Source organism: Paracoccus sp. MA (assembly GCF_020990385.1).
GTDB lineage: Bacteria > Pseudomonadota > Alphaproteobacteria > Rhodobacterales > Rhodobacteraceae > Paracoccus.
In genome coordinates this window covers 1,254,353-1,267,831 of the sequence record NZ_CP087597.1, presented here as the reverse complement: position 1 = coordinate 1,267,831, position 13,479 = coordinate 1,254,353, and the positions used below count along the sequence as shown (strand labels likewise).

The window sequence follows — 13,479 nt, the reverse complement described above, 5'->3', positions numbered from 1 at the left end:
GTGACCTCGCGCGGCGGCGCTGAAAGGGGATCTCGATCCCGGCCGGCCGGAAGCGCGGATGGACACCCCTTGCCCGGAAGGGACCCGCCATCGCCGGCCGATGCCGCAAACCGGTCGGCATTGGCCGCATGGCCGCCGCCGCGCCTGCCCGGCTTCGCAGCACCGCCCGCCAGCCTTTTCGCGGCGGCGATATCCTGGGTCAGTAGGGCGCGGGTGCCGCTGTCACCGGCGGCGCCGCATAGGGGTCCTGTCCCATCTGCACCTGGCTGTTGGCAGCCTGCTCGCTCAGCAGTTGCCCGGCGGTCTGCATGTCGCGCCCCGCGCCCTGCATGGTCTCGCAGCCTGCGACCGCCATCCCTGCCATCAGCAAACCGATCGTCAGAATCCGACGCATTTTTTGTTCCTTTCTTGCTGCTCGTTTCTGCGCGAAGCCTAAACCAGCCAAGAACCCCCTCAAGCCAGAGCGCGGCGTCCCCCGCCGCAATCGGCAAGGAATGACCCGCCCGCAGCGGGGTTTCCGGCGGATCCCGGCCGATGCCCGGCTCGGTGCCGCCTGCCGGACCGGCCCGGTCGCAGAAAAAAGGTCGCGGATTGATGCAAATCAAAGGCGGCATTGCCGGATCATGCTCTGAATCGGCAGCCGACAGGAGAAACTGCATGGATCTGAATGCCCGCAAGGCCACTCTTGCTGCGCGCCGCGAGGCTATCGTCGCCGATCTTGCCCGCATCCGGGACGAGCTCGACGCCCCGCTGCCGCAGGATTGGGGAGAGGCCGCCGTCGAGCAGGAGGATGACGAGGTCCTTCAAGCCCTTGGCAATGCCGAACAGGCCGAGTTGCGCCGGATCGACGCCGCCCTTCGCCGCATGGAAGAGGGCGAATACGGGTTCTGCACGCGCTGCGGCGACACCGTCCAGCCGGCAAGGCTGGACCTGCTGCCCGATACGCCGTTTTGCGCCGGCTGCGCGCCGCGGGGCTAAGGCCGCGATCACATGCCGGATTGGGCCTCGTGGCTTTCCCGCGTGATCACCTGACCCGCGCTCTGAATGTCGCGTCCCGCCCCCTGCACCGTCTGGCAGGCGGCCAGAGCAAGCAGGGCAAGCACAGGCACCGCATGAAGGATTCGTTGCATATTCAATCTCCTGCCAGGGTTTGCTTTCCGGTTATAACGCCCGCGACCGAAGCCGGTTCCGGCGGGCGTTAACGGCCTCTTAACCGAAGGCTGCTAGAGAGGCGGCATGCGTGTGATTCCGATGCTTGTCCTGTTCCTTTCGGCCTGCGCCTCGCCGGCGCCGCAATTCCTGGGCGCCACCCGGCACGACATCACGCTGGACGGGATCCGCTTCGCCGTGTTTCACGACGGCCCCCAGGCAGAGGTGATCCGGCTGGGTTATCTGACGCGCCGCGAGCGCGCGCCGGTGCCGGCACTTATGGTGATCGCGGCCGAGCGCACGACCGGCTGCACGGCGATCCCGAACAGCCTGCGCAGCCGCATTCCCGGCGATACCGGCGAGGCGCGGCTGTCGCTGCGCTGTCCCGGCGGCTGAACCTGCACCGGGGACGCTGCGGCCCGGTCAGTCCAGAAATTCCGCGACCGCCTCGGCAATCTCGGCCGGGCGGTCGGCATGGAGCCAATGCCCGGCGCCGGGAATGACGCGGATCTCGGCCTGCGGGAAATGCTCGCGGATCGCCTGGACCTGCGGCGCCCGGCAATAGTCCGACTCCGCGCCGGCAAGGAACAGGGCCGGACCGGCAAAGCTGCCCTTGGGAACGTCGGGCCAGCCGGTCAGCCGGGGCATCTGGTCGCGCAGCGCGGACAGGTTGAACTTCCAGCGCGGCGGATCGGCCTTCAGATCCAGCGATTGCAGCAGAAAGGCCCGCACGCCCGGATCGGCGATCCGTTCGGCCAGCCGCGCATCGGCTTCGGAGCGCAGGCGCAGGCCGGTCAGGTCCACCGCTTCCATCGCATCGATATGGTCGCTCTGGCTGTGGCCATAGGCAAAGGGCGCGATGTCCAGGACCACCAGGCGGCGCAGCAGCTCCGGGCGGGTCAGCGCCAGCATCATCGCGGCCTTGCCCCCCATCGAATGGCCCAGGACGTCCGCCTGGCCGCCCTGCGCGGCGATCACCTCGGCCAGGTCGCCCGCCAGGGCGGGATAGCCGTGATCGGGGTCGTGGAAGCTGTCGCCATGGTTGCGCATGTCGACCGAGATCACCCGCCGGGTCTCGGCCAGCCGGCGGGCAAGGCCGCCCAGATTGCGCCCCGAACCGAACAGCCCATGTGCCAGCAGCACCGGCGGCCGATCCGAATCTGTTCCTGTGACGGTCGTGTTCAGCATCATGGCCCGCAACCTAACGGCACTGGCGAAGCGGCGCCAGAGGCGTTAGCCTTGCCGAAAAACGGGATTGGTGGGGGCGATGGGCATCGAGAGGATCCGGCCGATGGCCGACGAGGTGGCCAGCCTGATGGCGGCGCGGTTCGGCGGCCTGCGGCGCGGCCAGCAGGCCGATCTGGAAAGCATGCTGCGCAAGCGCGGCGGGGCGCTGCCGCGGCGCCTGCGGCGCGAGGCGCGCTTCATGGCCGAGGCCGACCGCATGGCAGGCCAGCCGAAGCTGGCGCGGCAGGTCGATTTCGAGCGGCTGGCGCGGGCGCACAGGGCGCTGACGGGCTATCTGCGGCCGCTGGGGCAGGGATCGCGGCTGCAGGGCGGCGCGCTCTCCCTGGCCTCCAGCGTTCTTTTCGGGCTGCTGCTTTTGGCCTGCGTTGCGCTGTGGATCATGGTGCGGCGCGGGCTGGTCTGAGCCTGCGCCGCGGCGGGCTCACATGCCGCTGTAAAGCGGGAAGCGCGCGCAAAGCGCCTCGACCTCGGCCTTGACGCGGGCCTCGACCTCGGCATTGCCCGCCTCGCCATGCGCGGCCAGCCCGTCCACCACCTCGACGATCCAGCGGGCGATCTGGCGGAACTCCGCCTCGCGGAAGCCCCGCGTGGTGCCGGCCGGCGCGCCCAGACGGATGCCCGAGGTCACGAAGGGCTTCTCGGGATCGAAGGGCACGCCGTTCTTGTTGCAGGTGATGTGGGCGCGGCCCAAGGCCGCCTCGGTCGCCTTGCCGGTCACGCCCTTGGGGCGCAGGTCCGCCAGGCACAGGTGGTTGTCGGTGCCGCCCGAGACGATGTCGATGCCGCCGCGCATCAGCTCGTCCGCCATGGCGCGGGCATTGGCGACGACCTGCGCGGCATAGTCCCTGAATTCGGGGCGCAGCGCCTCGCCGAAGGCCACCGCCTTGGCGGCGATCACATGCATCAGCGGGCCGCCCTGCAGGCCGGGGAACACCGCCGAGTTGATCTTCTTGGCGATCTCGGCATCGTTGGTCAGCACCATGCCGCCGCGCGGGCCGCGCAGCGATTTATGCGTGGTCGTGGTCACCACATGGGCATGCGGCAGCGGCGAGGGATGCTGGCCGCCCGCCACCAGCCCGGCGATATGGGCCATGTCGACCATCAGCCAGGCGCCCACCTCGTCGGCGATCTTGCGGAATTCGGCCCAGTCCCAGATCCGCGAATAGGCGGTGCCGCCGGCCAGGATCAGCCTGGGCTTCGTCTCATGGGCCTTTTTGCGGATCTCCTCCATGTCCAGCAGCTGGTCCTGCTGGCGCACGCCGTAGCTGACGACGTTGAACCACTTGCCCGACATGTTGACCGGCGAGCCATGCGTCAGGTGGCCGCCCGAATTCAGGTCGAGCCCCATGAAGGTGTCGCCCGGCTGCAGCAGCGCCAGGAACACCGCCTGGTTCATCTGGCTGCCGCTGTTCGGCTGGACATTGGCGAAGCCGCAATCGAAGAGCTGCTTGGCGCGTTCGATGGCCAGCTCCTCGACCACGTCGACATATTGGCAGCCGCCGTAATAGCGCTTGCCCGGATAGCCCTCGGCGTATTTGTTGGTCAGGACCGAGCCCTGCGCCTCAAGCACCGCCTTCGAGACGATGTTCTCGGACGCGATCAGCTCGATCTCGTCGCGCTGGCGGCCAAGCTCCTGGCGGATCGCCCCGAAAATGGCAGGGTCGCGGGTGGCAAGCTCATCGGCGAAGAATCCGGTGTCGGTCATCTGGTCCTCATGCAAAAAGCGGCTTGCCGGGGTTCTAGCGCCTTTCCGCGCGTCCCGCTAGGACGGATGCGACGCGCGGGCGGTAGATTATCCCATGTGCCAAAGGGCCTTGCGCCCGGCCCGCCGCGCGCCATGATGGCCGCATGAAGCTGCATTTCATCGCCTCGAGCACCGAAACCGCCGTGACCGCCGCCGAGGCGCTGTCCGAGCGTTACGGCCATGTGCCGATCCGCGAGGCCGAGGTGATCGTGGCGCTGGGGGGCGACGGGCTGATGCTGTCGGTCATGCACCAGAATCGCGGCCTGCCGGTCTATGGCATGAACCGCGGCACCGTGGGCTTCCTGATGAACGCCTATTCCGAGGAGGACTTGCCCGCCCGCATCCTGGCCGCCGAGGAAACCGTGGTCAATCCGCTGGCCATGACCGCCGGCACCACCGACGGGCACGAGCATTGCGCGCTGGCCATCAACGAAGTCAGCATGCTGCGCGCCGGCCCGCAGGCGGCGCGGCTGCGCATCAGCGTGAACGGCCGGGTGCGCATGGAGGAGCTGATCTGCGACGGCGCGCTGCTCTCCACCCCCGCCGGCTCGACCGCCTACAATTATTCGGCGAACGGGCCGATCCTGCCGCTCGGTTCGGACGTGCTGGCGCTGACCGCCATCGCTCCGTTCCGGCCGCGGCGCTGGCGCGGCGCCATCCTGCCCAAGTCGGCGACGGTGCGCATCGACGTGCTGGATCCCGACAAGCGCCCGGTGATGGCCGATGCCGATTCGCGCGGCGTCGACTCGGTGCTCTGGGTCGAGATCCGTTCGGAAAACACCATCCGGCACCGGCTGCTTTTCGACCCCGGCCACGGGCTCGAGGAACGGCTGATCCGTGAACAGTTCGTCTGACCCCGATTCCATCCGGGCCGCGATTCCATTTGAGACTGCGCGCGGCGCACGCTAAAGCGCGGGGCATGATGAACCGTCCCGATCTTCCGCCCGAAATCGCCCGCCGCCGGACCTTTGCGATCATCTCGCACCCGGACGCGGGCAAGACCACGCTGACCGAGAAGTTCCTGCTGTTCGGCGGCGCGATCCAGATGGCCGGCCAGGTCCGCGCCAAGGGCGAGGCGCGGCGCACCCGCTCGGACTTCATGAAGATGGAGCAGGACCGCGGCATCTCGGTCTCCGCCTCCGCCATGAGCTTCGATTTCGGGCCCTATCGCTTCAACCTGGTGGACACGCCCGGCCACAGCGATTTCTCCGAGGACACCTATCGCACGCTGACGGCGGTGGACGCCGCGATCATGGTCATCGACGGCGCCAAGGGGGTCGAGAGCCAGACCCGCAAGCTGTTCGAGGTCTGCCGGCTGCGCGACCTGCCGATCCTGACCTTCTGCAACAAGATGGACCGCGAAAGCCGCGATACTTTCGAGATCATCGACGAGATCCAGGAGAACCTGGCCATCGACGTGTCGCCGGTCAGCTGGCCGATCGGCATGGGCCGCGACTTCATCGGCGCCTATGACCTGCTCAACGACCGGCTGGAGATCATGGACCGCGCCGATCGCAACAAGGTGGCCGAGTCGATCCAGATTTCCGGCCTGGACGATCCCAAGCTGGCCGATCACGTTCCCGCCGAGCTGCTGGAGAAGCTGCGCGAGGAGCTGGAGATGGCGCGCGAACTGCTGCCCGCCTTCGACCGCAAGTCCTTCCTGGAAGGGCACATGACGCCGATCTGGTTCGGCTCGGCCATCAACAGCTTCGGCGTCAAGGAGCTGATGACCGGCATCGGCGAATTCGGCCCCCAGCCGCAGCCGCAGAACGCCGCCGAGCGCCAGATCGCCCCCGAGGAAAAGTCGGTGACCGGCTTCGTCTTCAAGGTGCAGGCCAACATGGATCCCAAGCATCGCGACCGGGTGGCCTTCGTGCGCCTCGCCTCGGGGCATTTCGAGCGCGGGATGAAGCTTCTGCACGTGCGATCCAAGAAACCGATGGCGGTATCGAACCCGGTGCTGTTCCTGGCCGCCGACCGCGAACTGGCGGAAGAGGCCTGGGCGGGCGACATCATCGGCATCCCCAACCACGGCCAGCTGCGCATCGGCGACGCCCTGACCGAGGGCGAGGCGCTGCGCTTCACCGGCATCCCCAGCTTTGCGCCGGAACTGTTGCAGACCGTGCGCGCCGGCGATCCGATGAAGGCCAAGCACCTGGAAAAGGCGCTGATGCAATTTGCGGAAGAGGGCGCGGCCAAGGTGTTCAAGCCGATGATCGGCTCGGGCTTCATCGTCGGCGTGGTGGGGGCGCTGCAATTCGAGGTGCTGGCGAGCCGCATCGAGCTGGAATACGGCCTGCCGGTGCGCTTCGAATCCTCGCAATTCACCAGCGCGCGCTGGGTCTCGGGGGCCAAGGACAAGGTCGATGCCTTCGCCAATGCCAACAAGGGCCACATGGCGCAGGACCATGACGGCGATCTGGTCTATCTCACGCGCCTGCAATGGGACATCGACCGGGTGAGCCGCGACCACCCGGACCTGAAGCTGACCGCGACCAAGGAAATGATGGTGTGAAAGCTTCCTGGCCCGGCACGGCTGGCGCGAGGATCTGCAAACCGATAGCCCGGTCGCGGCCGCTCCCGGCACGCGGGATAGCGCGATCCCGGCCTGTCCGGGAAAGGCCGTGGCTCTGCCCCGCATCGGGAATGCGGGGTGACGTCGCGCCCGGACATTGGGTCCAGTTGCCGGGACAGTCACTGGCCCGGGGCGGCGGCGATCCCGATCCCCGCGGCGGTCCGGGCAGATGCCTGCTGCGGCCTGTGACGGGATGCCCGGCCCTTCGTCGCGTGGCCGCTCCGGGCCGGGGCATTTTCGCCGCGAAGCCGCCGATTTCCGGGCGATTCCCGGTTGACTCCGTCCGTTCTGCCGCTAAAAGGCGGGCTTCAAGAGAATTCCACGGGGTCCGCGCCACGCGTTTTGCCCCGCAGCAGGAGCGAAACTGATGGCGAAGCCGACGACGATCAAGATCCGTCTGAACTCGACGGCCGGGACCGGGCATTTCTATGTCACCAAGAAAAACGCCCGCACGATGACCGAAAAGATGACGGTCAACAAATACGACCCGGTGGTGCGCAAGCATGTCGAATACAAGGAAGGCAAGATCAAGTAAGATCTGCCCCTGACGGAAGAGCTTTGGAACCGCGTCCCGCAAGGGGCGCGGTTTCCGCATTTGCCCTGGACTTGCTTCCGCTGCGGCCATTTGCGCGGGGGGCTGTGGCCTCCGGCGGGGATATTTGAACAAGAAAGAACTCTCCGCTTTGGGGCGGGAGGTTGTGGCAGGGGCCGGGCGTCGGGATGGCGTTTGCGATGCGCCCAGCTGCGGGCGAGCTTGGCGCCTGGACTCCGGTTCATGCCGGCAGTTGCGGGCGGCCCGGCGTCCTTGCGTTGCTGCTCTTGCAGCGGGGAAGGGCCGCGGGGGCCGTGCAGCAGCGATCCCCGTCTCCACGGACTGGCCGCTAATGGAAATCCCGGGATTTTGGCAGGATGCGCACCTGGCGCGGATGGCTGGGGCGGGGTTGGGGCAGTGCGGCCGGCGCCTCTCCGGCCAGGCGCAGCAATGCGTCGGAACGGTCGCCCAGCCAATGCGCGACGATATGGGTCACGCCATCGGCGCGCTGGAGCTGGCCATGCACCTCCAGCAGGCGGGCGGTCATCACCACCTTGCGGAACTGCGCGAAGGTCTTTTCCCAGATCACCAGATTGGCCACGCCGGTCTCGTCCTCCAGCGTGACGAAGCAGGTGCCGTTGGCGCTGCCGGGGCGCTGGCGCACCAGCACGATGCCGGCCATGCGCAGGCGGCCGCGGTTCGGCAGGGCGGCGAGGTCCCCCGCCGAGACGTAGCCCTGTTCCGTCAGGCTGCGGCGCAGGAAGGCCATGGGATGGGCCTTCAGCGACAGCCGCAGGGTCTGGTAATCGGCGGTGACATGCTCGCAAAGCGGCATGGCGGGCAGGGCGACGGCGGGCTCGGCCCCTTCGTCCCGGCGCCCGAACAGCGGCAGGTCCGGCGCGTCGCGCAGGGCGCGCGCCTGCCACAGCCCCGCCCGCCGGTCGAGCCCCATCGAACGCAGCGCATCGGCGGCCGCGATCAGCCGGATGGCCCGGGCATCGAGCCCGGCGCGGGCCTTGAGATCGGCCAGATCGGTATAGGGCTTATCCCGCGCCGTCTTGATGCGTTCGGCCAGCGCCTTGGACAGCCCGTCGATCTGGCGCAGGCCGAGGCGCAGCGCGAAGGCGCCGTCGCAGGGTTCAAGCGTGTTGTCCCATTCGCTGATGTTCACATCGGCCGGCAGCACGGTGACGCCGTGGTCGCGCGCGTCGCGCACGATCTGGGCGGGCGCGTAGAAGCCCATCGGCTGGCTGTTCAGCAGCGCCGCGGCGAAGGCGGCCGGGTGATGGCATTTCAGCCAGGCCGAGACATAGGCCAGATGCGCGAAGGCCGCCGCATGGCTTTCGGGGAAACCGTAATCGCCGAAACCCTTGATCTGGTTGAAGCACCGCTCGGCGAAGTCGCGGTCGTAGCCGCGTTCGACCATGCGGCCGACCATCCGGTCCTGCAACTGCCCGATCGTCCCGCGTGAGCGGAAGGTGGCCATGGCCTTGCGCAGATCGTCCACCTCGCCCGGGGTGAATTGCGCGGCGACCATGGCGATCTTCATCGCCTGTTCCTGAAAGATCGGCACGCCCAGGGTGCGTTTCAGGATATTCCTCAACTCGTCCGGGTCTCCATTTTTCGGGCCGGGATAATCGGGTTTTTCTAACCCCGCCCGGCGACGCAGATAGGGATGGACCATGTTGCCCTGGATCGGGCCGGGGCGGACGATGGCCACCTGGATCACCAGGTCGTAGAACTCCTGGGGCTTCAGGCGCGGCAGCATGGCCATCTGCGCTCGGCTTTCGACCTGGAAGGTGCCGATGCTGTCGCCTTTTTTCAGCATCTCATAGGTTTCCGGGTCGTCCCGGTCGAAATCCGAAAGCGTCAGCGCCTTGCCGTAATGCACCCGGACCAGTTCGAAGCATTTGCGGATGCAGGTGAGCATCCCCAGCGCCAGCACATCGACCTTGAGGATGCGCAATTCGTCGATGTCGTCCTTGTCCCATTCGATGAAGCTGCGTTCCGGCAGGGCGGCATTGCCGATGGGCACGGTTTCCGACAGCGGCCCCTCGGTCAGCACGAAGCCGCCGACATGCTGCGACAGGTGGCGCGGCATGCCGATCATCTCCTCGGCCAGCCTGACCGTGCGCCGCAGCAGCGGGTCGCCCAGGTCGAGCCCGGCCTGGTCGGTCGAGGCCGCCGACATGTCCTTGCCCCAGCTGCCCCAGACCGTGTCGGCCAGGGCGGAGGTCACGTCCTCGGACAGGCCCATGACCTTGCCGACCTCGCGGATGGCGCTGCGCGGGCGGTAGTGGATCACCGTGGCGCAGAGCCCGGCGCGGTCGCGGCCATATGCGTCATAGATGTGCTGGATGACCTCCTCGCGCCGCTCATGCTCGAAATCCACGTCGATATCGGGCGGTTCCTTGCGGTTTTCGCTGATGAATCGCTCGAACAGCAGTTCATGCTTGGCGGGATCGACCGGGGTGATGCCGAGGACGTAGCAGACCGCCGAATTCGCCGCCGAGCCGCGGCCCTGGTTCAGGATGCCCTGGTCTTCGGCATAGCGGACGATGTCGTGGATGGTCAGGAAATATTGCGCGATCTCCTTCCGGCGGATCAGCGCCAGTTCCTTGACCAGGGTGGCGCGGACCTTCTCGGGCACGCCCGAGGGATAGCGCCAGTCCGCGCCCTGCCAGGTCAGGTTTTCCAGATGCTGCTGCGGGGTCAGCCCGGGCGGCACGCTTTCGCGGGGATATTCGTATTGCAGTTCGTCCAGCGAGAAGCGGCAGCTGTCGGCGATCTCGCGCGTGGCGCGGATGGCATGGGGCCAGTCGGCGAACAGGCGCGCCATCTCGGCCGGCGGCTTCAGGTGACGTTCGGCATTCTGCGCCAGCAGCAGCCCGGCCCGGGCGATGGTGGTGCCCTCGCGGATGCAGGTCATCGCGTCCTGCAGCGGCCGGCGATCGGGGACATGGTAATGCACGTCGTTCACCGCGACGATCGACAGCCCCGCCGCCCGCGCCGCCCGGTCGAGGCGATTGATCCGCGCCCGGTCGTCGCCGCGATAAAGCCAGCTTGCCGCGACATGCGACAGCTGCGGCAGGCGGCGGGCCAGACGGGGCAGGGGTGCAAGGTCGTCGCCCGGCAGCCAGACCAGCCGCATGCCTTCGGCATGGGCGGCCAGATCGTCCAGGCTCAGGTCGCAGCGCCCCTTCTTCTGCCAGTTCCCGTCCAGATCGTGCCGCCGGCCCTTGGTGATGAGCGAGGCGAGCCGGCCATAGGCGGCGCGGTCGGTCGGATAGGCCAGGAAGGCGGTGCCGTCCGCCAGCACGATCCGCACCCCGATCACCGGGCGCAGCTGCAGTTTCCTGGCCGCGGCATGCAGCCGCACCACCCCAGCGAGGCTGTTCAGGTCGGCGATCCCCAGCGCGTCATAGCCCATCAGATGCGCCGCCAGCGCCAGTTCGCGCGGATGCGAGGCGCCGTGCAGGAAGCTGAAGGCGCTGGTCACCGCCAGCTCGACGTAATCCGCGGGCGGGTTCGGGTGCTCGACCGGGGGCAGGGGGATCTCGGGGCGGGCATGATGGTCGGGCATCAGGCGAAGATCCCGTGCAGGAACCAGCGCGGCGCGCCGCCGCGGCCGTCATGGACCAGCCCCTCGCGATAGATCCACAGGCGCAGGCCGCTGTCGTCCTCGATGCGGAAATAGTCGCGCAGCCGGGTGCCGGGGCGGTCGTGCCACCATTCCGGCGCGATGCGCTCGGGCCCGGCATGGCGGGCGACGCGCAGGGTCTGCCGGCGCCAGACGAATTGCGCCGGCGGGCCTTCGGGGATGGCGTAGAGCACGCGGATCTCCTCGGGCGGGTTGAGCAGGCGGATCGGCCGGTCGGGGCGCGCGACCGGGGCGGGGGTGGTGGCCAGAGGCGGGCCGGGTGTCTCGGCGCGTTCGGGGATATGGCTTTCCTGCGGCAGCGGCCGGCTGATTGCCGCCGCGCCGAAGCGCGCTGCCAGCCGGTCCACCAGCCGCGCCAGTGCCAGCCCTGCGGGCGCGGCGCCGTCCAGGCCGGGCTGGGCCTGGGCCAGCGGCTCGACCGCCTCGGCCGCGAGGCGGATCAGGTCGAAGCCATAGCCGGGGTCCAGCCGGCCGAGCCGGCCATCGAACAGGCGTAGCAGGTGGCCGGGGTCGCGCGTGGGTGCGGCCATGGCGACGCGGATGTCGCGCCGCTCGCCATCGACGCGAAACACCGACAGGCACAGCCGCCGGCAGCCGCGATCCGCCGCCGCCATCTGCGCGCAAAGATCGGCCAGCAATCCGGGCAGCCAGTCCGAGGGGTCCATCACCGGCTCGGCCAGCCGGACCTCGGCGGCGTATTCGGGTGCGGGCTCGGGCGCATCCAGCGGCTCGGCCGCGCGCCCCAGCGCCTGGTCGAGGCGGATCAGCGGATTGTCCTGCGGTTCGGCCCGGGCAAAGCGGCGCATCAGCGACAGGCGCGGCAGCCCTGCGAGGTCGCCGATGGTCTTGAGCCCCAGCCGGCGCAAGAGCAGCAGGGTTTCCCCCGACAGCCGCAACCCGGCCACCGGCAGCGGCGCCAAGGCGGGCAGCGGATCGGCGCAGATCGCGCGCTCGGGTCCGAAGCGGGCCAGCGCCCAGGCCGCGCCGCGCGTCGGCGCCAGTGCCAGCCGCGCGGTCAGCCCGGCCCGGGCGAATCCGGCCTGGATCTCGGCCAGCAGCGCCGCCTCGCCGCCGAACAGATGCGCGGTGCCGGTGGTGTCGAGGATGATGCCGTCCTCGCCGTCGGGCGTGCTGAAGGGACCCCAGCGCCGCGCCCAGAAGGCCAGCCGCGCCAGCCGGGCGGCGTCGCGGTCGGGCTCGGCCGGTTCGATGCGCAGGGCGGGACAGATGGCGCGGCTGTCCACGGCGCGGGCGCCGATGCGGGCCCCGGCCCGTTCGGCGGCACGGTTCGCGGCATGGATGACGGGCCCGTGCGGACCGGGCGCGGCCAGCGCCAGCGGGATCTCCTCAGGCCAGCCGTCGCCCCGGTGCGCGGCGCGGCTCAGCCAGCTCTCGATCGCCAGGCGGGGCAGAGAAATCGAGACGATCCGCCGCCCGGTCATGGCGCGCCACCCAGGTCGAGGGCGGCCGGCCGCGCGCCCGGAACAGCTCGGCCAGCCAGCGCGGATCGCCCGGCGCTTGCGGATCGTCGGGATGGGGAAGCGAGGGCAGCGGCGTCAGCCGCCAGCGCATCCGCGCCGCGCTGGGTTCGGGCGGCGCGGCATGGCGGATCAGCCAGCAGGGCAGGCCCGCCGCTTCGGCCCGCAGCGCCAGGCGGCGGCTGGCGGTGAAGCTCAGCGCCGCAGCGGTGCCATGGATCTCGCCCACCACGGCGGCCAGGGCGCGGCCTTGCAGCCCGTCCTCCAGCGCCGCCAGCACATCGGCGGGGCGCGTCAGGTCCAGCCGCAGCAGATCCCGCCCCATGCCGGGCAGGAAGGGGGCGCCGAACTCGGCCCGGCTCAGCCGGTCCTGCGCCCAGAGCACCAGCCCCGGCGGCAGGGCGGCCAGCACGAATCCGGCCGCGGCACCCGTCAGGGGCCGGGTGTCGAAAGCTTCGGACAGGGTCGGCGCGGTCGGTTGCGGCGCCGCGGGGACTGGCGCCCGTCCGAAAGGCGCCACCCCGAAAGGGAAAGGGCGAGCGGACATGGTTCAGTCGTTTGTTCTTTATTTGTTCTTATTCCGCCGCCAGGGATTCGTCAATCGTGGCGGCTTCGCGGCACGAATGGCCCGGGACGACTGCGCCGCAGGCGCGCGCCGAGGAGGAGCGGACGGGCCGGGATGAACCGCATGGGGCGCCGTCCTGGGCCGCGGAATTCCGGATGGCGGCAAAGCGACGAGCGCAGAACCTTCACAGGCTTCATCATGGCCGCAGCGATGATGTGGGTGGCTGCCGATCAGACCTGCTGGCGACGGTCCGAAAGCCCATGCGCTGCGCCGCTTCCTACGAGGCGGGCGATGCGGGGGCGATCCTGATCGAGGGGGAACAGAGGGGCAGAAGGGAAGTGGCAGCCCGTAGGGGAGTCGAACCCCTCTTTTCAGGTTGAAAACCTGACGTCCTAACCGATAGACGAACGGGCCACTTTCTGCATCCGCAAGGCGCGGTGCCCTGCGGCGTGGGGCGGTATTTAGGTTCTCTGCTGCAGGGCTGCAAGCGGAAAAATCATCCCGGCACAAAGTTTTTTCCGGCAGCG

At 69.0% G+C, this 13,479-nt stretch carries 13 protein-coding genes and 1 tRNA gene; 6 read left to right on the top strand and 8 right to left on the bottom strand.

Features of this window, described 5'->3' with window-relative positions:
* Positions 1 to 199: 199 nt before the first annotated feature.
* Positions 200 to 394 carry an entericidin A/B family lipoprotein gene (locus LOS78_RS06335; protein ID WP_230376237.1) on the bottom strand — a complete coding sequence of 65 codons (195 nt, stop codon included), beginning with the start codon at positions 392 to 394 and terminating at the stop codon, positions 200 to 202.
* Positions 395 to 657: 263 nt separating this feature from the next.
* Here LOS78_RS06335 and LOS78_RS06330 point away from each other — a divergent pair, with 263 nt between their 5' ends.
* Positions 658 to 978 (top strand): TraR/DksA C4-type zinc finger protein, encoded by a 321-nt coding sequence (locus LOS78_RS06330; protein ID WP_230376235.1) that lies wholly within the window; start codon positions 658 to 660, stop codon positions 976 to 978.
* An 8-nt stretch (positions 979 to 986) separates the two neighbouring features.
* Here LOS78_RS06330 and LOS78_RS06325 read toward each other — a convergent pair whose 3' ends face one another.
* Positions 987 to 1,130, bottom strand: a complete 144-nt coding sequence (locus LOS78_RS06325) for an entericidin A/B family lipoprotein (protein ID WP_230376233.1) — start codon at positions 1,128 to 1,130, stop codon at positions 987 to 989.
* Positions 1,131 to 1,236: 106 nt separating this feature from the next.
* Between LOS78_RS06325 and LOS78_RS06320 the strand changes: the two genes are divergently transcribed.
* Complete coding sequence (locus LOS78_RS06320; RefSeq protein WP_230376231.1) at positions 1,237 to 1,545, top strand: hypothetical protein; 309 nt, start codon at positions 1,237 to 1,239, stop codon at positions 1,543 to 1,545.
* 27 nt (positions 1,546 to 1,572) lie between these two features.
* On the opposite strand, the gene LOS78_RS06315 is transcribed toward LOS78_RS06320, so the two are convergent.
* Positions 1,573 to 2,340, bottom strand: a complete 768-nt coding sequence (locus tag LOS78_RS06315; protein ID WP_371824698.1) for an alpha/beta fold hydrolase — start codon at positions 2,338 to 2,340, stop codon at positions 1,573 to 1,575.
* Positions 2,341 to 2,440: 100 nt separating this feature from the next.
* Between LOS78_RS06315 and LOS78_RS06310 the strand changes: the two genes are divergently transcribed.
* The gene (locus tag LOS78_RS06310; RefSeq protein ID WP_230376230.1) at positions 2,441 to 2,800 is read left to right on the top strand and encodes a hypothetical protein; all 360 of its coding nucleotides are present in this window, start codon (positions 2,441 to 2,443) and stop codon (positions 2,798 to 2,800) included.
* An 18-nt stretch (positions 2,801 to 2,818) separates the two neighbouring features.
* Here the strand turns inward: LOS78_RS06310 and glyA are convergent, their stop codons facing one another.
* Positions 2,819 to 4,102, bottom strand: a complete 1,284-nt coding sequence (gene glyA / locus LOS78_RS06305) for a serine hydroxymethyltransferase (RefSeq protein ID WP_230376228.1) — start codon at positions 4,100 to 4,102, stop codon at positions 2,819 to 2,821.
* 143 nt (positions 4,103 to 4,245) lie between these two features.
* Between glyA and LOS78_RS06300 the strand changes: the two genes are divergently transcribed.
* From LOS78_RS06300 to rpmG, 3 genes are all read left to right on the top strand, one after another.
* The gene (locus LOS78_RS06300) at positions 4,246 to 4,995 is read left to right on the top strand and encodes an NAD kinase (RefSeq protein WP_028711474.1); all 750 of its coding nucleotides are present in this window, start codon (positions 4,246 to 4,248) and stop codon (positions 4,993 to 4,995) included.
* 65 nt (positions 4,996 to 5,060) lie between these two features.
* Entirely contained in the window at positions 5,061 to 6,656 is a 1,596-nt protein-coding gene (locus LOS78_RS06295) for a peptide chain release factor 3 (protein WP_230376226.1), read from the top strand.
* Between the two features lie 427 nt (positions 6,657 to 7,083).
* Positions 7,084 to 7,251, top strand: a complete 168-nt coding sequence (gene rpmG / locus LOS78_RS06290; RefSeq protein WP_011750518.1) for a 50S ribosomal protein L33 — start codon at positions 7,084 to 7,086, stop codon at positions 7,249 to 7,251.
* 346 nt (positions 7,252 to 7,597) lie between these two features.
* Here the strand turns inward: rpmG and LOS78_RS06285 are convergent, their stop codons facing one another.
* The 4 genes from LOS78_RS06285 to LOS78_RS06270 all read right to left on the bottom strand — a co-directional run bounded on the left by LOS78_RS06285 (position 7,598) and on the right by LOS78_RS06270 (position 13,366).
* Positions 7,598 to 10,831 (bottom strand): error-prone DNA polymerase, encoded by a 3,234-nt coding sequence (locus LOS78_RS06285; protein ID WP_230376224.1) that lies wholly within the window; start codon positions 10,829 to 10,831, stop codon positions 7,598 to 7,600.
* Positions 10,831 to 12,351 carry a DNA polymerase Y family protein gene (locus LOS78_RS06280; RefSeq protein ID WP_230376222.1) on the bottom strand — a complete coding sequence of 507 codons (1,521 nt, stop codon included), beginning with the start codon at positions 12,349 to 12,351 and terminating at the stop codon, positions 10,831 to 10,833. Before LOS78_RS06280 ends, LOS78_RS06285 begins: the two co-directional genes overlap by 1 nt.
* Positions 12,257 to 12,934, bottom strand: coding sequence for a hypothetical protein (locus tag LOS78_RS06275; RefSeq protein ID WP_230376221.1), 678 nt, complete (start codon positions 12,932 to 12,934; stop codon positions 12,257 to 12,259). The genes LOS78_RS06280 and LOS78_RS06275 overlap by 95 nt, the downstream gene beginning before the upstream one ends.
* A 357-nt stretch (positions 12,935 to 13,291) precedes the next feature.
* Positions 13,292 to 13,366: transfer RNA gene (locus tag LOS78_RS06270), tRNA-Glu, on the bottom strand.
* Positions 13,367 to 13,479 lie beyond the last annotated feature (113 nt).